At 63.9% G+C, this 19,970-nt stretch carries 19 protein-coding genes, 1 other RNA gene, 1 pseudogene and 1 riboswitch; of the genes and pseudogenes, 10 read left to right on the forward strand and 11 right to left on the reverse strand.

The window, feature by feature from the left end; all coding sequences use genetic code 11:
* Nucleotides 1-63: 63 nt before the first annotated feature.
* From cobC to BGRAMDRAFT_RS09715, 6 genes and pseudogenes are all read right to left on the reverse strand, one after another.
* A complete protein-coding gene (cobC, locus tag BGRAMDRAFT_RS09690) occupies nucleotides 64-654 on the reverse strand; it encodes an alpha-ribazole phosphatase (protein WP_006048537.1) in 591 nt (196 codons plus the stop codon).
* Entirely contained in the window at nucleotides 639-1,424 is a 786-nt protein-coding gene (locus BGRAMDRAFT_RS09695) for an adenosylcobinamide-GDP ribazoletransferase (protein ID WP_006048538.1), read from the reverse strand. The genes cobC and BGRAMDRAFT_RS09695 overlap by 16 nt, the downstream gene beginning before the upstream one ends.
* Before the next feature lie 47 nt (nucleotides 1,425-1,471).
* Nucleotides 1,472-2,559, reverse strand: a pseudogene (gene cobT, locus BGRAMDRAFT_RS09700) (nicotinate-nucleotide--dimethylbenzimidazole phosphoribosyltransferase).
* A 33-nt stretch (nucleotides 2,560-2,592) separates the two neighbouring features.
* Entirely contained in the window at nucleotides 2,593-3,447 is an 855-nt protein-coding gene (locus BGRAMDRAFT_RS09705) for an ABC transporter ATP-binding protein (RefSeq protein ID WP_006048541.1), read from the reverse strand.
* Nucleotides 3,444-4,514: a FecCD family ABC transporter permease gene (locus tag BGRAMDRAFT_RS09710; protein ID WP_006048542.1), complete on the reverse strand. Its 1,071-nt coding sequence runs from the start codon at nucleotides 4,512-4,514 to the stop codon at nucleotides 3,444-3,446. Before BGRAMDRAFT_RS09710 ends, BGRAMDRAFT_RS09705 begins: the two co-directional genes overlap by 4 nt.
* 27 nt (nucleotides 4,515-4,541) lie before the next feature.
* A complete protein-coding gene (locus BGRAMDRAFT_RS09715) occupies nucleotides 4,542-6,428 on the reverse strand; it encodes a TonB-dependent receptor domain-containing protein (protein WP_006048543.1) in 1,887 nt (628 codons plus the stop codon).
* Between the two features lie 89 nt (nucleotides 6,429-6,517).
* Nucleotides 6,518-6,866: riboswitch (cobalamin riboswitch) on the reverse strand.
* A 218-nt stretch (nucleotides 6,867-7,084) separates the two neighbouring features.
* Here BGRAMDRAFT_RS09715 and BGRAMDRAFT_RS09720 point away from each other — a divergent pair.
* The 5 genes from BGRAMDRAFT_RS09720 (at nucleotide 7,085) to BGRAMDRAFT_RS09735 (ending at nucleotide 9,557) form a co-directional block, all read left to right on the forward strand.
* Nucleotides 7,085-7,441: a hypothetical protein gene (locus tag BGRAMDRAFT_RS09720; protein WP_006048544.1), complete on the forward strand. Its 357-nt coding sequence runs from the start codon at nucleotides 7,085-7,087 to the stop codon at nucleotides 7,439-7,441.
* Nucleotides 7,438-7,752, forward strand: a complete 315-nt coding sequence (locus tag BGRAMDRAFT_RS09725; RefSeq protein WP_006048545.1) for a cell division protein ZapA — start codon at nucleotides 7,438-7,440, stop codon at nucleotides 7,750-7,752. Before BGRAMDRAFT_RS09720 ends, BGRAMDRAFT_RS09725 begins: the two co-directional genes overlap by 4 nt.
* A gap of 171 nt (nucleotides 7,753-7,923) precedes the next feature.
* A non-coding RNA gene (gene ssrS, locus BGRAMDRAFT_RS33380) (6S RNA) lies at nucleotides 7,924-8,105 on the forward strand.
* A gap of 85 nt (nucleotides 8,106-8,190) precedes the next feature.
* Nucleotides 8,191-8,649: an EVE domain-containing protein gene (locus tag BGRAMDRAFT_RS09730; protein ID WP_006048546.1), complete on the forward strand. Its 459-nt coding sequence runs from the start codon at nucleotides 8,191-8,193 to the stop codon at nucleotides 8,647-8,649.
* Nucleotides 8,650-8,825: 176 nt separating this feature from the next.
* The gene (locus BGRAMDRAFT_RS09735; protein WP_006048547.1) at nucleotides 8,826-9,557 is read left to right on the forward strand and encodes an SIMPL domain-containing protein; all 732 of its coding nucleotides are present in this window, start codon (nucleotides 8,826-8,828) and stop codon (nucleotides 9,555-9,557) included.
* A gap of 110 nt (nucleotides 9,558-9,667) precedes the next feature.
* Here the strand turns inward: BGRAMDRAFT_RS09735 and lgt are convergent, their stop codons facing one another.
* Nucleotides 9,668-10,567, reverse strand: a complete 900-nt coding sequence (gene lgt, locus BGRAMDRAFT_RS09740; RefSeq protein WP_006048548.1) for a prolipoprotein diacylglyceryl transferase — start codon at nucleotides 10,565-10,567, stop codon at nucleotides 9,668-9,670.
* A 111-nt stretch (nucleotides 10,568-10,678) separates the two neighbouring features.
* Entirely contained in the window at nucleotides 10,679-11,683 is a 1,005-nt protein-coding gene (locus BGRAMDRAFT_RS09745) for a LysR family transcriptional regulator (RefSeq protein WP_006048549.1), read from the reverse strand.
* Nucleotides 11,684-11,814: 131 nt separating this feature from the next.
* On the opposite strand from BGRAMDRAFT_RS09745, the gene ilvD reads away from it, so the two are divergent.
* Nucleotides 11,815-13,488 carry a dihydroxy-acid dehydratase gene (gene ilvD, locus BGRAMDRAFT_RS09750; RefSeq protein WP_006048550.1) on the forward strand — a complete coding sequence of 558 codons (1,674 nt, stop codon included), beginning with the start codon at nucleotides 11,815-11,817 and terminating at the stop codon, nucleotides 13,486-13,488.
* 171 nt (nucleotides 13,489-13,659) lie between these two features.
* Entirely contained in the window at nucleotides 13,660-14,001 is a 342-nt protein-coding gene (locus tag BGRAMDRAFT_RS09755) for a c-type cytochrome (RefSeq protein ID WP_006048551.1), read from the forward strand.
* 110 nt (nucleotides 14,002-14,111) lie between these two features.
* On the opposite strand, the gene BGRAMDRAFT_RS09760 is transcribed toward BGRAMDRAFT_RS09755, so the two are convergent.
* The 3 genes from BGRAMDRAFT_RS09760 to BGRAMDRAFT_RS09770 all read right to left on the reverse strand — a co-directional run bounded on the left by BGRAMDRAFT_RS09760 (nucleotide 14,112) and on the right by BGRAMDRAFT_RS09770 (nucleotide 17,157).
* Nucleotides 14,112-15,017, reverse strand: a complete 906-nt coding sequence (locus BGRAMDRAFT_RS09760) for a DUF2486 family protein (RefSeq protein WP_006048552.1) — start codon at nucleotides 15,015-15,017, stop codon at nucleotides 14,112-14,114.
* A gap of 102 nt (nucleotides 15,018-15,119) precedes the next feature.
* Nucleotides 15,120-15,536 (reverse strand): DNA polymerase III subunit chi, encoded by a 417-nt coding sequence (locus BGRAMDRAFT_RS09765; RefSeq protein ID WP_006048553.1) that lies wholly within the window; start codon nucleotides 15,534-15,536, stop codon nucleotides 15,120-15,122.
* A 79-nt stretch (nucleotides 15,537-15,615) separates the two neighbouring features.
* Nucleotides 15,616-17,157, reverse strand: a complete 1,542-nt coding sequence (locus BGRAMDRAFT_RS09770) for a leucyl aminopeptidase (protein WP_006048554.1) — start codon at nucleotides 17,155-17,157, stop codon at nucleotides 15,616-15,618.
* Nucleotides 17,158-17,294: 137 nt separating this feature from the next.
* Here BGRAMDRAFT_RS09770 and lptF point away from each other — a divergent pair, with 137 nt between their 5' ends.
* From lptF to BGRAMDRAFT_RS09785, 3 genes are read left to right on the forward strand one after another with little or no spacing between them, the layout of a single operon-like run.
* Complete coding sequence (gene lptF / locus BGRAMDRAFT_RS09775; protein WP_006048555.1) at nucleotides 17,295-18,392, forward strand: LPS export ABC transporter permease LptF; 1,098 nt, start codon at nucleotides 17,295-17,297, stop codon at nucleotides 18,390-18,392.
* A gap of 3 nt (nucleotides 18,393-18,395) precedes the next feature.
* Entirely contained in the window at nucleotides 18,396-19,544 is a 1,149-nt protein-coding gene (gene lptG / locus BGRAMDRAFT_RS09780) for an LPS export ABC transporter permease LptG (protein WP_006048556.1), read from the forward strand.
* Between the two features lie 11 nt (nucleotides 19,545-19,555).
* Nucleotides 19,556-19,942, forward strand: coding sequence for a sirohydrochlorin chelatase (locus BGRAMDRAFT_RS09785; RefSeq protein WP_006048557.1), 387 nt, complete (start codon nucleotides 19,556-19,558; stop codon nucleotides 19,940-19,942).
* The last annotated feature ends 28 nt before the right edge of the window (nucleotides 19,943-19,970 follow it).

Below are 19,970 nucleotides of genomic sequence, written 5' to 3' on the forward strand. Positions count from 1 at the left end.
GCTCGATGCGGGAAGCGCGGCAAAGCGTGAACAAAGCATCAGCAAGCAAACATCGCCAAGCGCTCACGCATTCCACTTCACGAGCGACCACGGCTCGCCGTCACCGCCGCGGCGCAGCCAGACGATGGCGCCGGTTTCAAGCGACCATCGCAAGCAGCGTTCGAGCGGCACGTCGAGCGCCAGCGACGCAATCGCGCGCATGACGCCGGCATGCGTGACCACATAAGCGGGCGAGAGCTCGCGCGTTTGCGCGTACGCGTCGAACCACGCCCGCACTCGAACGACGAATTGCGCGACGCTTTCGCCACCATGCGCTCGCGCGTGCTCGAAGTTCGAAGCCCAGTCGTCGAGCAATTCGCGATCGATCGAGTCCCAGCGGCGCTCTTCCCACGCGCCGAAATTCATTTCCTTCAGCCGGTCGTCGTGGCTCAGCACGCAGCCGAAATCGTTGGTCATTTCGACGGCGAGCGCCGAGCAGCGCGTCAACGGACTCGACATCACGACGCGCGGCGCGGGCACCTGCAAACCGGCAAGCCTGAGCGCAAGCGCGGCCGACGACACATCAGCCGCCTCGGCGAGCGCCACATCGCTGTGGCCGTAGCACACGCCCGCGTCGAGCGCGACTGCGGGGTGACGGATCAGAACGAGGTCCATGCGAGCCCCACCAGATAGATGCTCAGTTCAAAGATCTGCTGCGCGAAGCCGAGGCAATCGCCGGTATAGCCGCCGATGCGCCGCACGAAGTAGCGGCCCATCGCAAAGCGCAGCACTAGCAGCACGGCAAGCGTCGCGCCGGCAAAGCGCCAATCGGGCATGAGCAGTCCGTGCGGACCATCGGGCCACAGCAGCCACGGCAATCCGAACACCGCCACGCACAGCAGCGCGATGCCGCTCAAGCGTTGCGCGACCGGTTTTGCCTTGCCCTCCGCGCGCACGTAGTCGAGCGTCGCCAGATAGCTGATCGCGCATGCACGGCTCGCCGCATGGGCCGCAATCATCAGACTGGCGGCGCGCATCGGCGGCAACGCGGCGAGCGTCTGCCACTTGAGCGCGAGCGCGATCACCAGCGCGATTGCGCCGAATGCGCCGATGCGCGAGTCATGCATGATGCGCAAAACATCGTCGCGCGCATAGGCGCCACCGAACGCATCGACGCAATCGGCGAGACCGTCCTCGTGAAATGCGCCGGTAATCAGCAACGTCGACGCCATCGACAGCAACACCGCGACGCCCGCTGGAAACACGCGCAACGCAGCAAGGTAGACCAGCGCGCCGACGCCGCCGACCAGCGCGCCGACGAGCGGAAAGTAACGCGCCGCCGCATTCAGATAATGCGGTTCGTAGCCGACCCATCGCGGCACGGGCACGCGCGTGAAATAGCCGAGCGCGGTGAAGAAGTAGCGCAATTCCGCCAGCGGGTTCATGGGTGCGTCGTCGCGTGCATGGGTTTGAAAAGCATGCCGAGGATCGCTCAGGCGTCGCGATTCGCGACGCCGGCCGATTCGAAGCTCGCCATCTCGTTGATGAACGCGCAGGCCGCGCGCAGCAGCGGCACGGCGAGCGCGGCACCGGTGCCCTCGCCGAGCCGCATGTCGAGCGCGAGCAAGGGCGTGGCGCCGAAATGATCGAGCATACGCCGGTGCCCCGCTTCGTTCGACGCATGGGCGAACACGCAGTACTCGCGCACGTTCGGCGCAATGGCGTTTGCAACCAGCAGCGCCGAACTCGCAATGAAGCCGTCGACCAGAATCGTCATGCGCGCCTGCGCTGCCGCCAGATAGGCGCCCGCCATCATCGCGATTTCGAAGCCGCCGAAGGTGGCGAGCACATCGAGCGGATTGTGCCGATTGTGCCGATCGTGCGGATCATGCGATGCACCGTGATGCGCGAGCGCCGCGGCCAGCACGTTGCGCTTTTTCGCGAGCCCCGCGTCGTCGAGACCGGTGCCGCGGCCCACGCACTCGTCGATCGGCACGCCGCACAAGCGGCTCATCAGACACGCCGCCGCCGACGTGTTCGCAATGCCCATTTCGCCGAAGCCGATCACGTTGCTGCCGAGCGCCGCGTGATGCCGCACGCGCGCGGCGCCGGCGTGCATTGCGGCGAGCGCCTGGTCACGCGTCATCGCCGGTTCGTGCGCGAAGTTGCGCGTGCCCGCTGCAATCGGAATGTCGATGAGGCCGTCCGTGTGCGGCAGCGGCGTGGCGATACCGGCGTTCACGACTTCGAGTTCGACGTCCGCGACGCGGCTCAACGCATTGACCGCCGCGCCGCCCGCGAGAAAATTCGCGACCATCTGCGCGGTCACCGCTTGTGGATAGGGGCTCACGCCTTCGGCGGCAACGCCATGATCGCCGGCGAAGACAATCAGCGCGGGTCGTTGTACCGTGGGACACGTGCTGCGCTGGATCAGCCTATCTGACGCGCGAGCGTTTCAAGCTGGCCGAGACTGCCGGGCGGCTTCGTCTTGGTATCGATGATGTGCTGAAGCTCGGCGCGCAACGTCTCATCGAGCGGTTCAACTTCGGACAATGCGGACAAGCCTGGCGTGGAAGTCATGAGTTCGTGAAGATAGATGATGTTGTGTTCCCGCTACCGGCTCGCCGATGTGTCATTAACCGAAGGCGACTCATGACGCAAACGCGGCGCGGGAATCAGCGCCTCGTGCTCGCCATCGCGAATCAGAATCAGCGGATAGCCGAATACGCGGCTCGTCAACGCGGGCGTCAGTACATCGTGCGCGGGACCCGCATAGGCAGCGCCCGCGCCGTCCAGAAGCAGCGCGTGCGTCGCGAACCGGCGCGCGAGATTCAGGTCGTGACAGGAAAACAGAACCGTGCGTCCCGGCTCGCGTGTCCATTCGCTTAGCGCTTCCAGGCACGCTATCTGATGATGCAAGTCGAGATGCGACAGCGGTTCATCGAGCAGCAACAGCGGCGCTTGCTGGCACAGCACCCCGGCGAGCGAGACACGCTGACGTTCGCCGCCTGAGAGCGACAGCACGTCGCGCGCGGCGAATTCGGTGAGGCCGAGCACATCGAGCGCGGCGTGGGCGGCGTCGCGATCGGCCTCGCGCTCCCAGCCCCAGCCGGTCAGATGCGGAAAGCGGTTGAGCATGACGATGTCGAGCACGCTTGCGCTGAAAGCGTCGGGCGCGCTTTGCGGCATCAACGCGCGACGCTGCGCAAGCTGCTGACCATGCCAGCGAGCAAGCGGCACGCCGTCGAGTTCGACCTGTCCCGCCGACGGTTGCTTCAAGCCGGCCAACGTCGATAGAAGCGTCGTCTTGCCCGCGCCGTTCGGACCGGCCACGCACCAGATCTCGCCGGGATAGAACGTATGCGTGAAGGCGTCGAGCAAGGTGCGTGCGCCGGCACGCAACGTCACGCGTTGCGCGCTGAGCGCGGGCTGAGCCTGGTTGGAGGTGTGATGGGAGGCGTGCATCATCGGCGGGCGCGCAGCAGCATCCACAGAAACACGGGCACGCCGATGATCGACGTAATCACGCCGACCGGCAATTGCGCCGGCGCGATCACGAGGCGCGCGATCAGGTCCGCGCCCATCACCGCGACGCCGCCGCCGAGCGCCGCGGCGGGCAGCAGCATGCGCTGGTCGTTGCCGAACGCGAGCCGCAGCACATGCGGCACGACGAGCCCGACGAAGCCGATGGTGCCCGCCGTCGTCACCGCTGCGGCCGCCGCAAGCGAGGCCGCGAGATAGACGCGCAAGCGCAGCGGCATCACCGCCACGCCGAGCGCTTCTGCGACGGCGTCGCCTCGCAAAAGCACGTTCAGACGCGGCGCAACCGGCACGATGACAACTATGACGGCGACGAGCGCCGCAAGCGCGGTCCACGGCATCGCATTGCCGTTGAGGTCGCCGGTGAGCCAGAACAGCATGCCGCGCAGACGATTGTCGGGCGCGAGGTTCAGCAGCAACGTGATCAGCGCGCCCCAACCCGCCGCGATGACCGCGCCCGTCAACAGCAAACGCGGCGACGTGTCCTGCGGCTCGCCGCGCCACAACTCGCGGCGCGCGAGACCGAGCACGAGCAGAATCGACACGAATGCGCCTGCGAACGCGGACGCATCGACGAGCCACCACGCGCTGCCGGCGATCATCGCGATCAGCGCGAAGCTCGCGGCCCCGCCCGATACGCCCAACACGTACGGCTCCGCGAGCGGATTGCGCAACAGCACTTGCAAAAGCGCGCCCGCCATCGCGAGCAATGCGCCGCACGCGAAACCGGCTAATGCGCGCGGCAAGCGCAGCGTGCGGACTATCTCGCCGGCGAGATCGTCGGAGGCGCTGGCAGACCCAGACGCGGACGCCGACGCATGCAACGGCGACAGCGCCTCGATCACGCGCGCGGGCGCGAGCGAGACGCTGCCCAGCGCGAGCGACGCCATCAGCACAACCAGCGCGGCGAGCGCGAGCACGAGCCAGATCGCGGCGGCGCGCTTCGCGGTCATCGCGTGCAATGCGGCGGGCAGGGACCCTGGATGACGGCTCATCGGCGCGCTCTCAACATGGCGCGCGCATCACTGTTGCTGCCAGCCGAGCGTGACATACGCACCGCGCCCCGGCGAGTTATACGAGTAGGCCGTTTCATAGTCCTTGTTCAACAGATTCTGGATTTGCGCGGCCACGTACCAGGCTTTCGTGATGTTGTAGCGCGCGGACAGATTCACGATGCCGTAGCCGCCGAGCTTGCCGCTGCTGTCCTCGCGCGGGCCGCTCACGATCCACTCGCCGCCCACGCGCCACCCTGCGATGCTGCGGTTCACCGTCAAGGACGCGAAGCGCCGCGCGCGCCGCACGAGGTCCACGTCGTTGTCGAGATCGACGGGATTTTGCAGCGTGGCCGATGCGCGCACATCGGTCTTGCCCACGTGTCCGCTCCACGATCCCTCGAGCCCCTGCACTTTTGCATGCCCCACGTTCTCCGCCAGATAGATGCCCGGCGTGACCTGCTGATAGTCGATCAGATTCGAATAACGCGTCTGGAAAGCACTCAAACGCATCACGCCCAACGCATTCGACGCGTACTGCAGCGCCGCTTCGAGCGAATGGCTGCGCTCGGGCTGAATCGACGGATTGCCGCTTAGCGGATAGTACAGATCGTCGAAGCTCGGCGCGCGAAACGAATCCGAATAGCTTGCGCTCAGCTTCCAATGCGGTGTGATATCGAACCCATAGCCGAGATAGTAACTGTTCGCTCCGCCGAAATCGGAGTACTGGTCGCGCCGCACGTTGGCCTGGATCTGATTGCGTCCGAAGCGCGCCGTGTAGCCCGCGAAGACGGAATCGACATGCCGCGTGGGCGCGGCGAACGTATCGGAGTCGAGGCTCTGGTCGAGATGCTCGTAGCCCACGCGCAGTTTTTGCTGGGCGGCAAGCGCGAAATCGTTCTGCCAGGTGTACTGCCGGTTGTCGGTATCGAAGCGTCCGTTGTAGAGGCCGTTGGTCTTCGACACGCTGCGGTCGTCGCCTTCGGACACGATGAAGTGCGTGGTCCACCAGTCGGTCAGCTTGCCGTTGGCGAACGCGGACACCTGCCGCACTTTCGTGTAGAGGTTGTTCAGATCGGTCGGCGCGCCGTACGCGTTGTCGTAGCTGTTGTTGCCGTTCGACTGCAGATAGCGGACGCCCGCGTCCCATTGGTCGTTAAACTTGTGGCGCAGCGACGCCGAGATGCTCTCGTTCAGATAGCCGTTCGCGTTCGGATTCGCGTTGGGCGCCTCGCTTGAATTGAGCGCTGAAAAGCCGTCGTCTTTCGAGCGCGCGAGCGAAATGCTGAAGGTCGTGCGGCCGTCTTTATCCAATGCGCCGTTCGCGCCGACCTGCTGCGTCTGCGTGTGATAGCTGCCGTAGCCCACGGAGAAATTGAAACGCGGCGGATGCGCGCCGCCGTCTTTCGTGAACACCTGTACCACGCCGCCGATCGCGCCCGAGCCGTATAACGCGGACACGTTGCCGTTCACGACTTCGACGTGATCGATCTGATCGAGCGGAACCTGCGCGATTTGCGCGGTGCCGAGACTCACGGAATCGACGCGCACGCCGTCGATGAGAATCAGCGATTGCGTCGACGACGCGCCGCGCAAATAAAGGCTCGCCGTCGAACCGGGCCCCCCTGTACGCGAGATTTGCGCGCCGGGCGCGAGTTGCAGCAGGCCGGGCAGATCCGTTGCGGTGGTGTCGGCCAGGTCCTGCTGATCGAATAGCGACGTCTGCGGGATCGTATCGGCAAGCGCTTGCGGTCCGCGCTCGGCGGTCACCACGACGGGCGATAAAACAGTGGACGATGCAGTGGACGCAGCAGTGGACGAAGCGTCGGCGTTTGCAGGCGCGGCGGCCTGCGCATGCGCGAGATGGGGCAGCCCGGCAAAAGCGAGCAGCACCGCGCGGGCGATGGGGGACAGCATGAAGTGAGATTTCCCGTGGATGGCGTGCGCGGCCCGCTTCCCCGCAGGCCGTCGCGTAACGAGGCGCGTGCGCTTTTGACAATTCGCGCCGCGCGCCCCTCCCTCTGGCCGGTATCCGGGCTAACGACTTTCGATCCCGCCTTCCCACGCGTGACGCGCAGTGGCACACTCGCGAGTTGAACCGGAACACGCGATGGGGATCGAACTGCAAAAGCGCGAACTGCTGTTCGAAATACGATTCGTACCGCAGCACTGAACTGCGATGAGCAGCGATGAACTGCAGCGAATGCGACGAACTGCAATGCGCGCGAAATGCGGTCGCTTACCGTTGCGGGGGCAGCGCAGGTTGGCGCGTTCGGGTAGAACGGCGCGGCCTGCTTCCCGTTTAACTGCGCGCACAATGAAATGCGCGCGGGCACCAGAGTGCGGCCAGTGTATGAGCGCCCTCTGAGTCAGTCAAGAACGCGGGCCGCGAGAGCGATTCATTCGGACAGGGTCGAGCTATTGTCCGACGCGATCTCCGGCACGCGCGTAGTTTCTCTTCTTCAGTCGAAAAAAGGCTGCAAAAAGCGGGGTTGTTACGTCTCGAAACGAGACAAATGTCGGAACGTGCGACATTCCGCGCTAAAATGCGATGTCTTTAGAGGACGCAGCACATGCTCACCGAACTCGAAACACTTTCACAGAATATCGGCAAGCTGATCGCGATCAGCCAGCGCCACAATGAAGCGCGCCTCGCGCTCGAAGAGCAACTCGCGCAGTCGCGCGCCGAAGCCGAAGCTACGCGCACGGAACTTGCGCTGCTGCGCGAGGAACGCGACGCACTGCAAGCGGAGCGCGACGCGCTGTCGGCCAAGATCGACGACGCGCAGGTGCGTCTGAACGCGATCCTCGAAAAATTGCCGCGTGCGCGCGCGCACAACGAGCCGGACAACCAGCTCGATCTGCTCGAACCCGCTCCGCACGAGGTCGAAACAGAGAGCGACGCCACTCGCCACGGAGAAAATGCATGACGACCAAGCAGATCGAAGTATCGATTCTCGGCGTGCCCTATCGCCTCGCCTGCTCGCCGGAAACGGAAGGCGCGCTGCTTGAAGCAGTCGCGCGAGTCGACGCCGAAATGTCGAAGATCCGCAATAACAGCAACGTGCGCGGCACGGATCGCATTGCAGTCATGGCTGCGTTGTCGCTGGCATCCGAACTGCTTAAGCTGCAAACAAGCGTGCGTCACGGAGAAGCATTTCCCGCTGAAGAAATCCGGCGTACAATGCATCAAATGAACGAGCAACTGGGTACTGTCATCGAGCAGTACAGCGTGCAGTAAGTTGCAAGTAGCATGTTGAGAGCAGTGCGGCCGGTGCTGATACCGGCTGCGGATTCAAACGGAAAGTAAGCAGGCAAGGTTCGTGAAGCATGCACGAACTGCGCGAGGCGAACAGGTCCCCAACGTTTGAGTCAATCGTTTCAGTGTCATCGGTTTTGCTTCATCGGTTTAGCTTCCCTGCCTGGTTCGCCAAGGTCATATATTCCTTGAACCAATGCCATGTGCACGGTTGCGGAAATTTGTAGCACGGGCGTGCGCGTCACTCTGTCTGATGTACCCGAAGTGCTGCTAACTGCGACCAATTCTGAACCCCCGGTTCAGGATGCCGGCCTAGCGGCTAAGGCGGGGACCTTATTTGGAACGGCATCGGACTTGCGTCCGGTGCCGTTTTTGTTTGGGCGCCGTGCTTCTTCAAACCCCTAACGTTCAATTCGATTCATGCGCTACTGGCTAATGAAGTCCGAACCGGACGAAGCAAGCATCGACCATCTCGCCAACGCCGCGCACCGCACGCTGCCGTGGACGGGCGTGCGCAACTATCAGGCTCGCAACTTCATGCGCGATGGCATGCAGATCGGCGACGGCGTGCTGTTCTATCACTCGAGCTGCCCCGAGCCGGGCATCGCGGGGCTTGCTGAAGTCGCGTCCACGGCCTATCCGGACCCCACGCAGTTCGATAGCAAGAGCCCGTATTACGACCCGAAGTCGTCGCAGGAAACGCCGCGCTGGCTGCTCGTCGACGTCGTGTTCAAGAAGAAGATTCCGTTGATTCCGCTCGCCGCCTTGCGCGAGCATGAAGAACTGAAGGACATGCGCGTGCTCGCGAGAGGCAACCGTCTGTCGATCACGCCAGTGACCGAAGCGGAGTGGCGCTTCATCACGACGCGGCTCGTTTGACGTCGCGCGGCCCACGTTGCCGCAACGCTGCAGCAACGTTGAAGCAAGGTTAAATTAGGGAACCAAGCTCAGGTTACGAGCGCCTAACGGACTCGCAAACGGCTTCGGCAAGTGTCGTGCCGTTGCGTCGCGCTCGCCTCGTCGCGCGCAACCCTGTTCAAGCATGGAGTCCAATAATGACGAAACACACCGCACGTGCACTCGCTTTCGCGCTGGTCTGCGCGGCGCCCGCTGCACTCGCGCTCACGCCCGCCGTTGCGCGCGCGCAGAGCGTCGTGCCCTATCAACCGGCCGGCGTGCTGTCGCTGAATGCGCAAGCGAGCGCGGACGTACCGCAAGACGTGGTCGACATCACGCTCTTTTACGAGCAGGAAGCGAGCGATCCGTCGGCGCTCACGTCAACGCTGAATCAGCGTGCCGATTCCGCGTTGCAAAAAGCAAAGGGTGTGAGCGGCGTGACCGCGCGCACCGGTTCGTTCTCGATTTATCCGTCGACCGATCGTGACGGGCGCATCTCCGCATGGCGCGGCCGCACGGAGATCGTGCTCGAGTCGCACGACTTCACCGCGGCGTCGAAGCTCGCGGGGCAAATGGCTTCCATCATGCAGGTCGGCAACGTGCAGTTCTCGCTCTCGCCCGCGGCGCAGCGCGTGGCCGAACAGAAGCTCACCGGCGAGGCGATCAAGTCGTTCCGCGAGCAGGCGGCATCGTCCGCGCAGGCGTTCGGCTACAGCGGCTATTCGATCCGCGAGGTCAACGTCGGGCACAACGGCTCGATGCCGCGGCCGGTCATGATGATGAGCGCGCGCGCGATGGGCGCGGACGCGAAAATGGCTGCGCCGGTGCCGATAGAAGGCGGCACGTCGACGGTGACGGTGAATGTGTCGGGCTCGGTGCAGATGAAGTAAGGCACTGGCAGTTCGCCAGACGTTCGGCCAAACAAAAACGCCACGGGCATGCACTGCATCCCGTGGCGTTTTGCTGTCCATCGCGCGCAAAAGAAAACGCGCGCCACGCGTTACGGCAACGCGTGAGCCGCTTCGCTGCGGCCGCGCCGATACGACCATACCAGCATCGCGATGCCCGCGAGAATCATCGGCAGCGAAAGCCATTGGCCCATCGAGAGACCCATCGCGAGAAGACCGAGGAAGTCGTCGGGCTCGCGTGCGAATTCCACCGTGAAGCGCGCGAGGCCATAGCCGATCAGGAACACGGCGGAAATCGCGCCCATCGGCTTCGGCTTGCGCGAAAAGAAGAACATGACGAAGAAGAGCGCAACGCCTTCGAGCGCGATCTCGTACAGCTCCGACGGATGACGCGGCAGCATGTGATATTGCGCGAACACTTCGTTCAGATGCCATTGCGCGGCGAGCTGCGGATGCGCGGCGAGCCACGCGGTGTCGTCGGGCGCGGCGCCGGGAAAGAGCATCGCCCACGGCGCGGACGGGTCGGTCACGCGCCCCCACAACTCGCCGTTGATGAAGTTGCCGAGCCGCCCCGCGGCGAGCCCGGTCGGCACCATCGGCGCGACGAAGTCGGTGACCTGCAGCCACGAGCGTTTGCGCTGATACGCGAACAGCACCATCGCGAACGTCACGCCGAGAAAGCCGCCGTGAAACGACATGCCGCCTTCCCACACCTTGAAGATGTCGAGCGGATGCGCGAGGTAAAAGCTCGCCTTGTAGAACAGCACGTAGCCGAGCCGGCCGCCGAGAATCGTGCCGAGCACGCCGTAAAACAGCATGTCGTCGATGTCTTTCGGCGTCCAGCCTTGCGCGGCGACGTACGGCAAGCGCAGCCGCAGCCGGCCGACGACGATCGCCGCGATGAACGCGACGAGGTACATCAGTCCATACCAGCGCACGGCAAGCGGCCCCAGGTGAATGGCGACGGGGTCGAAGTTCGGGTGAATGAGCATCGTGTTGTTATGGGCAGTTCGGGTTCAGAAGCGGGTTGGTAGGGATGACGGACGGCTCGCGCGCCGCCTGCATTGGACGGCTTTGCGCGCAATGCGTTCGCCGCCGTGGCGCTAGATGCGTGACGTGGCCGGCTGCATATCGGCAGCGGCGGCATGCGCCCGCGCGATGTCGATAAAGCCCGCGAGCACCGGACTCACCTCGGCGCTGCGCCAGACGAGGCCTGTCTCGATGGCGGGCACGGACTCGCGCAACGGCCGGTACACGACGCCGGTGCGGCGCAGGTTACGCAGCGATTGCGGCACCAGTGCGACACCCATGCCGGCCGACACGAGGCTGACGATGGTCTGCATCTGTATCGCCTCCTGGCCGATGCGCGGCACGAGCCCCGCGACGCCGTAGCAATCCATAATGATGTCATAAAAGCCCGCCGCCAAACGTCTTGGGAAGATGACGAGCGGCGCGTCGGCGACCTCGCGCAGACTGACCGGCGCGTCGAGCCATTCGGCGTGCGGCTCGCCGGCGCTGTCCGTGGCCGCCGCCCCATGCGCCCCACCATGCGCGACCCGCGCCGCCATCTCCGTCGACATCGCGATGACGAGCGGCTCGCGCTCGATCGGCAGCCACGAAAGCTGCATCGCATGACGCGACGGCAGCGGTGCGATCACGAGGCCGGCGTCGATGCGGCCGGCCACGAGTTCATCCACCTGCACGTCGCTCGTGGCTTCGGTCAGTTCGAGCCGCACGCGCGGATGACGCGCGCCGAACTCGCGCAAGAGCCGCGGCAGCAAACCGTAATCCGCCGTCGATACGAACGCCAGCGAGAGCACGCCCGCCTCGCCACGCGCAAGACTTTGCGCAAGCGGCCGCAATCCTTCGGCGCCCGCCAGCAGACGCTGAACTTCGGGCAACAGGTCGGCGCCGACGCGCGTCAGCTCCACCGAGCGCTTGGTGCGCGCGAACAGCTCGACGCCGAGCGTCTCCTCGAGCGCGCGAATTGCCTGCGACAACGGCGGCTGCGTCATCGACAGGCGCGCGGCGGCGCGGCCGAAGTGCTTTTCTTCGGCCACGGTCACGAAATAGCGCAATTGACGCAGGTCGGGAACGGCGGGCAGCATGATTAAGACATTTTACGACCTAATAAGCCGCTAATAATATATTGGACACGCATCTCGCAAAATTGCATTCTTGCCCGACGCGTCCGAACTACACTGGACCGACCAGCAAAACAAACAGACTGGAGTTCCCCATGCCATACAACCGTCGTTCGAAGAACATCACGCAAGGCGTGGCCCGTTCGCCGAACCGCTCGATGTACTACGCACTCGGCTATCAGAAGGAAGACTTCGACAAGCCGATGATCGGCATCGCGAACGGCCATTCGACGATCACGCCATGCAACGCCGGCCTGCAGCGTCTTGCCGACGCCGCCGTCGCCGCGGTCAAGGGCACGGACGCGAATCCGCAGATCTTCGGCACGCCGACCATCTCGGACGGCATGTCGATGGGCACCGAAGGCATGAAGTACTCGCTCGTCTCACGCGAAGTGATCGCCGACTGCATCGAGACCTGCGTACAAGGTCAGTGGATGGACGGCGTGGTCGTGATCGGCGGCTGCGACAAGAACATGCCCGGCGGCATGATCGGCCTCGCGCGCATGAACGTGCCGGGCATCTACGTGTATGGCGGCACGATCCGTCCGGGCAACTGGAAGGGCACCGATCTGACCATCGTGTCGTCGTTCGAGGCGGTCGGCGAATTCACGGCGGGCCGCATGTCGGAAGAGGACTTCGAAGGCATCGAGAAGAACGCGTGCCCGTCGACGGGTTCGTGCGGCGGCATGTACACGGCCAACACGATGAGCTCGTCATTCGAAGCGCTCGGCATGTCGCTGCTGTATTCGTCGACGATGGCGAACCCCGACCACGAAAAGGTCGACTCGGCCGCTGAGTCGGCGCGCGTGCTCGTCGAAGCCGTCAAGAAAGACCTGAAGCCGCGCGACATCATCACGAAGAAGTCGATTGAAAACGCCGTCGCGCTGATCATGGCGACGGGCGGCTCGACCAACGCGGTGCTGCACTATCTGGCGATCGCGCACGCGGCTGAAGTGGAATGGACGATCGAGGACTTCGAGCGCATCCGCAAAAAAGTGCCGGTGATCTGCAATCTGAAACCATCGGGCCAGTACGTCGCGACCGACCTGCACAAGGCCGGCGGCATTCCACAGGTCATGAAGATTCTGCTCGACGCGGGTCTGTTGCATGGCGACTGCATCACCATCACGGGCAAGACGCTCGCCGAAGAACTGAAGGACGTGCCGGGCAAGCCGCGCGCCGATCAGCAGGTGATCTTCCCGATCGAGAAGGCGCTGTACAAGGAAGGCCATCTCGCGATCCTGAAGGGCAATCTCGCCGAAGACGGCGCGGTGGCGAAGATCACGGGCCTGAAGAACCCGGTGATCACCGGGCCGGCTCGCGTGTTCGACGACGAGCAAAGCGCGCTCGAAGCGATTCTGGCCGATAGGATCGTTGCCGGCGATGTCGTCGTGCTGCGCTATCTCGGCCCGAAGGGCGGTCCGGGCATGCCGGAAATGCTCGCGCCGACGTCGGCGATTATCGGCAAAGGGCTCGGCGAAAGCGTCGGCCTCATCACCGACGGACGCTTTTCGGGCGGCACATGGGGCATGGTGGTCGGCCACGTCGCGCCGGAAGCGTTCGTCGGCGGCACGATCGGGCTCGTGCAGGAAGGCGATTCGATCACCATCGACGCACACAGGTTGCTCTTGCAACTGAACGTCGACGACGCCGAATTGCAGCGCCGCCGCGCCGCCTGGCAGCAGCCGAAGCCGCGCTACACGCGCGGCGTGCTGGCGAAGTACTCGGCGCTGGCGTTGCCGGCCAACAAGGGGGCGGTCACCGGTTGATGGCGATGCGGTTTGGAAGCGACGCGGGAAGGTTTGTAACGATGCAGGCGGGCAAAACGTCGCTGCATTAGCCCTACGTAAAAGCGAAAGGGGCGCACGAAAAACCGTGTGCCCCTTTCCTTTTATAATGCCGGCACCACAAGCCGGGCATCCGCACCGGCGGAGACCAGAATGAAATCAATGTCGTATGCGGTGCTTGCAGCGGCTGCCGTGTTCGCCGCGTTGTCGATGGGCGTCAGCGCGACCGCGCATGCGGAAGCGGCGGCGGGACTCGCGCTTGCACAACAGCAAAACTGCATGAGCTGCCACTCGGTGGCGCGGCCGTTCATGGGACCGGCGCTGCACGACGTGGCCGCGAAATATTCGGGCCGCGAAGACGCGACCACTTATCTCAAGCACAAGATTCTGGATGGCAGCACCGGCGTGTGGGGCCAGGTGCCGATGCCCGCGAACACGCAGCTCACGCCCGACCAGGCGGCCACGCTCGCGAGCTGGGTGTTGACGTTGAAGTAGCGCGGCTTGTTTTGATCGACTTGATCGGCCTTGACCAGGTACGAGCGGGCCGCGCCTGAACTATCAGCGCCACGGCGCGAGCCGCGCTCGATACGCGACCCTCTCTTCGATCACGCTTTCGGTGTTCGCCGCGCGATCTCCGCTTCCACCGCTTCGCGCACCCAGCCCGTCATTTCGTTCGCGAGCGTGGACACCACTTCGCGTGTGATCTGATCGACGAGCCGGGTCGTGTGCTCCTGCACGGCGCTGCGGCAGCGCGCTTCGACGATGCCGCGTCCATCGCCCGCCAGAAAATCCGCGAATCGTTCCTGTAGACGCCCGGCGATAACCTCTGCATCGACGGCGGACGATGCCTGCTCGCCCGCTTCGTGCGCGAAATCCGGCGGCACGGTGGCGCCCGCCTCGAGCGGCGTCGGCGGCTCGGTGCGATCGAACACGCCCGCCGATGCAGCCAGCACCTCGTCATGCGCGTGCTCGGCTTCGGCTGCGCGATGGGCATCGTCGGGATAGGTGGTTGGCTGTGCGTGCTGTGCGGAATGCGCCGGCGTCGCTGCGCCAGGCTCCGGTGCAAGCACGGGCTCGGGGGTCAACGTTTGTTCGGGCGAGAGAACCGGCTGCGGCGCGAGTTCGGGCTCGGCTGTTAGGCCGGGCTCACGCAGGTCTTCGGGTTCGCGCAGAGGTGTATCGGAGCGAGCCGCGGGCTGAGCGGCACTCTGAGGGGCACTCTGAGCCGTAGGCTGAATGGCGGCCTCAGCGGGCTGAGCGGCAGGCTTAGTATCTGCCTGAGCCGTGCTCTGAGTATCGGTCCGGGTAGCGACCGGCACAGGCGCTGGCGCGGCCGCAGTACCAGCCGGCGCAGCACCAGCCGCAGCAGCACCAGCCGATTCACCACCGCCCGGCACACCAGCCGCACCCGCACCCCCACCGCCGCTCTGCGGCTCGCGCCGTTGCGCCGCATGGCCCGGCACGAGCACCTCTTGCAGAATAGGAATCGAATTATCGTTGGAATCGGACACGTGCGCCCTCCGTGTTTGAGTCGTAGCGGAAGCAGGCCGCGTATGCGCCGGCGCGCCTTGACAGGACACAACGCAACACATGACGCGAGGCGGGACGAAGCTCTAGCCGCCCTGCTTATAGTTGTTCAAAGCATAGCCGCGATCGCGATAGAAGCGATAGCGCTCGCGCCCGGCAATGAGTTCGTCATGTGCGTTACCGACCACTTCGAGCAACCTTTCGAAGCGCGCGAACTGCGCGGGCACGGTCGCACCGAGGTTGAGAAGCACCTGATGATGCGGCACGTCGTCGAGGTTCGCGGCCAGCACGATCGGCGTTTGCGCGGCGAGCGGCGTGCCCGCCATGCAGTGCGGCACGAAGTCGAGCGCCGAGAAAGTCCACAGTTGCTCGTCGAACGCGCGCAGCCGCTCGGGCTCAGCCACGACGATGGTGGGCTGCCCCGCCTGATACGCCTTGCGCACCAGGCGGCACGCATAAAGCAGCGAGTCGCCGACGTTCGAATGGAAGTCGATTCGAGTCATCGGCGGCCCCGCTTTACGCTTTCGGCGCGCTCTGCGACACGTGGGACACCTGCGACGCGCGCAACGTTACTGCGATGCGTCATTGCGCCGCGCGGCCGTCCACGGCCCGACCGTCCGCGGCGCGATCGATCAAGAACTGCGCGAGCAACGGCACCGGACGTCCGGTGGCGCCCTTCGCCGCGCCGCTCTTCCACGCCGTGCCGGCAATGTCCAGATGCGCCCACGGATACGCGTCGGTGAAGCGCGACAGGAAGCACGCCGCCGTCACGCTGCCCGCCGGCCGGCCGCCGATATTCGCGAGGTCCGCGAAATTCGACTTGAGCTGTTCCTGATACTCGTCGTCGAGCGGCAGGCGCCAGGCCGGGTCCGATGCCTCGCGCGATGCGTCGAGCAGCTCGCCCGCCAGCGCATCGTTCTTGGAGAAGAGGCCGCTGTTGTGATGACCGAGCGCGATGATGCAAGCGCCCGTCAGCGTGGCAATGTCGATCACCGCGGCGGGCTTGAAGCGCTCCGCATAAGTGAGCGCGTCGCACAAGATCAGACGGCCTTCGGCGTCCGTGTTGAGCACTTCGATTGTCAGGCCCTTCATGCTCGTGACGATGTCGCCCGGCTTGGTGGCCGTGCCCGAAGGCATGTTCTCGACAGCCGGAATGATGCCGACCACATTGATCTTCAGGCCCATTTCGGCGACCGCGCGCAATGTGCCCAGCACCGAACCGGCGCCGCACATGTCGTACTTCATTTCGTCCATGCCTTCGCCGGGCTTGAGCGAAATGCCGCCCGTGTCGAACGTCACGCCCTTGCCGACCAGCACGACCGGCGCGGCCTTCGCGGCGCCGCCCTGGTACTGCAGCACGATGAACTGCGCAGGTTCGGTGGAGCCCGCCGTGACCGACAGGAACGAGCCCATCTTCAGCGCTTCGCACTGTTTTTCGCCGAGCACTTCGACCTTCAGCTTCCAGTCTTTCGCGAGCTTCTTCGCGGTGTTCGCGAGATAAGTCGGCGTGCAGACGTTGCTCGGCAGATTGCCGAGGTCGCGCGTCAGGTCCATGCCGTTGGCGAGCGCGGCGCCCTGCTTCGCGGCGAGCTTGGCGGCCTTCTCGTCGCCGGTATTCACGCTGAACACGATGCGTTTCAGCGCGCGCGCCGAGTTGTCCGGCTTGCTCTTCATCTGCGTGAACTTGTAGGTCAGTTCGCGCAGCGCGAGAATCGCGGCGCGCACAGCCCAGTCGGCCGAACGCTCGAGGATGGGCAGTTGCGCCAGCGTGAACGTAACCTGCACGACCTTGGTGGCGAGCAACGCGCGCCATGCCGCGCGCACTGCTTCGCCATAGGCTTTCTGACTGAAAGCGTCCTGTTTGCCGAGCCCGACGAGCAGCACGCGCGATGCGCCGATACCCGAGACTTCATGCAGGAACAGCGTGCTGCCCGCTTTGCCTTCCATGTCGCCCGCCTTGATGATGCGGGTCAGGAGGCCCTTGGTGGCTACGTCGATTTCGAGTGCCGCGCCTGAGAGCGTCTGCGACTCGAACACGCCGATTACGATGCAATCCGATTTCCCGGTGAGGAAACCGTTTGACGAGCCTTTGGTCCAATCACAGGCTTTTATGCTAAAGTCCATCGCGCTTGTCCTCGGATAAAATCTGGGCTTAGGATGAAAGCCGCAATTATCCGCTATTTTTCCTGCGGCGGCTGCACCGGAGGCGTGGCGGAAAGCAATCCGCGCGTCGCTCAGAGCGCCCCCTCTCGTCATCAATAATGATCTTCGAACGCTCCCTCCAGCGCGAACTCGCGTATACGGCTGGTGCCGTGTTCATGGTTCTGCTTACGCTCGTGCTGACCACGATGATGATCCGCATCGTCGGCTTCGCGGCGCAAGGCGAGATCGACCCGCGCGACGTGCTGGTCCTGATCGGCCTGACCGTGATCGGCTATCTCGCCATCATGCTCGTCGCCACTTTGTTCGTGTCGATCCTGTTCGTGCTGACGCGCTGGTACAAAGACTCCGAGATGGTCGTCTGGCTTTCGTCGGGCGTGAGTCTCACCCGGTTTATCAAGCCCATCGGCATGTTCGCCACGCCGATCATTATTCTTATCTGTTTCTTCGTGTTCGTCGGCTGGCCGTGGTCGAATCAGCAAAGCAAAATGATCCGCGCGCGCTTTCAGCAGCGCGACGAAGTTTCACTGCTCGCGCCTGGCCAGTTTCGCGAATCGGCTAGCAGCCATCGTGTGTTCTTCATCGAGAAGATGTCGCCGGATCAGGGCCACGTCGAGAACGTGTTCGTGACGAGCACCGAGAACGGCAAGGTCAACGTGGTCGTGTCGAAGAACGGCCATACCGAAACGCACAAGAACGGCGACCGCTTCGTCGTGCTCGAAAACGGCCGGCGCTATGAAGGCGAGCCGGGGCATCCGGATTTCCGCATCATGGAGTTCGAGCGTTACGGCGTCAAAATCGAGAGTCAGCCGGTGGTCAACACGCCCACCACGACGGGCACGCCCACGCTCACGCTGCTGCGCAATCCGACCCAGGTGAATCTTGCCGAATTCGCGTGGCGCGCGGGGCTGCCGCTTATCGCAATCAATCTGATGCTGCTCGCCATTCCGCTCGCGCATCAGAACCCGCGGCGCAGCCGCACGATCAATCTCGTGATGGCCGTGCTGATCTATCTGACGTATTCGAATCTGCTGAACGTCGTGCAGTCGTGGATCGAGCAAGGCAAGATGTCGTTCGCGCTCGGGCTCGTGATTCTGCATGTCATCGTGGCAGCGATTGTCGCGTTTATCTTCTGGCTGCGCGTGCGCAACCGGCCGCTCTTCACGAGGGCCATGTTCAGCCGTTCGCAGGGAGCCTGATCAATGCGCATCTATGAAAGGTACTTCGCGCGTCAGGTCTACCTCACGTTCATCTTCATTCTGTTCGCGTTTTCGGGCCTGTTCTTTTTCTTCGACCTGATCAACGAACTGAACTCGGTCGGCCACGGCAACTATAAATTCCAGTATGCGGTGCTGCGCGTCGCGCTGCAAACGCCGTCGCGTTTCTACGAGATCATTCCGGTCGCCGCGCTGATCAGCGCGATCTACGTGTTCGCGCAAATGGCGGCGAATTCCGAGTACACGATCTTTCGCGTGTCCGGGCTCGCCACTAATCAGGCGCTGCGCTCGCTGCTGAAAATCGGCATTCCGCTGGTGTTTTTGACGTACCTGATCGGCGAAGTGGTCGGCCCGTACACGGATCAGTTGTCCGAGCGCGTGCGGCTCGAGGCGCTCGGGTCGTCGGTGTCGAGCAACTTCCAGTCGGGCGTATGGGTGAAGGACACGCTGACCGCGCGCGCCGACGGCGAGCAGGTCACGCGCTTTGTCAACGTCGGCGAACTGAAGCCGGACGCGACCATCAGCAACGTCCGCATTTACGAGTTCGATTCGAAGTTCCGGCTCTCGAATGTGCGCATTGCGAAGAGCGGCGTGTATCAGCCGCCCGGTCATTGGCAATTGACCGGCGTGACGGATACTCAGTTGATCGACGTGCCCCCGCCTTCCGGCACGCCGGCCGATGCGCTGAATCCGGTGTATCGCGCGAGGCAGGTTGCGCTGCCCGAATATTCGTTGCGCTCGGAATTGACGCCGCAGATTTTGTCGGTGCTGCTGGTGTCGCCGGATCGCATGTCGATGTTCAACCTGTTCCGCTACATTCAGCATTTGACCGAGAATCATCAGGACACGCAGCGCTATGAAATCGCGCTGTGGCGCAAGGTGCTGTATCCGTTTGCGGTGTTCGTGATGCTGGTGCTGTCGCTACCCTTCGCGTATCTGCATACGCGCGCTGGCGTCGTCGGTATGAAGGTGTTCGGCGGGATCATGCTCGGCATGAGCTTCCAGTTGTTCAACACGCTGTTCTCGCATATCGGCACGCTAAACACGTGGCCAGCGCCGTTGACGGCGGCCACGCCTGGACTGGTTTATCTGGTGCTCGGCCTCGTCGGGCTAAAGTGGGTTGATCGCCATTAGGAGCCTTCGCGATGGCTACGCATGGGTTGATCCTGTTTGGGCATGGCGCACGCGATGTGCGCTGGCGTGAGCCCTTTGAGCGGCTCGCGCAGAAGCTGCGCGCAGCGCGCGCTTCGGGCGCGAACGGCGACGATGGCCGTGTGCGTCTCGCTTTTCTCGAGTTGATGGAGCCGGATTTGCCCACCGCGGTCGGCGAACTCGTTGCCGACGGCTGCGATGCGATTACCGTCGTGCCCGTGTTCTTCGGGCAAGGCGGGCATATCAGGAAAGATCTGCCCGAGTTGATTCAGCGTTGCCGCGACGCGCAGCCTTCGGTGGACATTACGTGCGCGGTTGCCGTGGGTGAGGATGAGGCTGTGCTCGATGCTGTCGTGGGGTATTGCTTGCGGCAGGGGTGATTCTTTTGTTCCAGGATCGCTAGTCGCA

Source organism: Paraburkholderia graminis C4D1M (assembly GCF_000172415.1).
In the GTDB taxonomy this organism is placed as follows: domain Bacteria; phylum Pseudomonadota; class Gammaproteobacteria; order Burkholderiales; family Burkholderiaceae; genus Paraburkholderia; species Paraburkholderia graminis.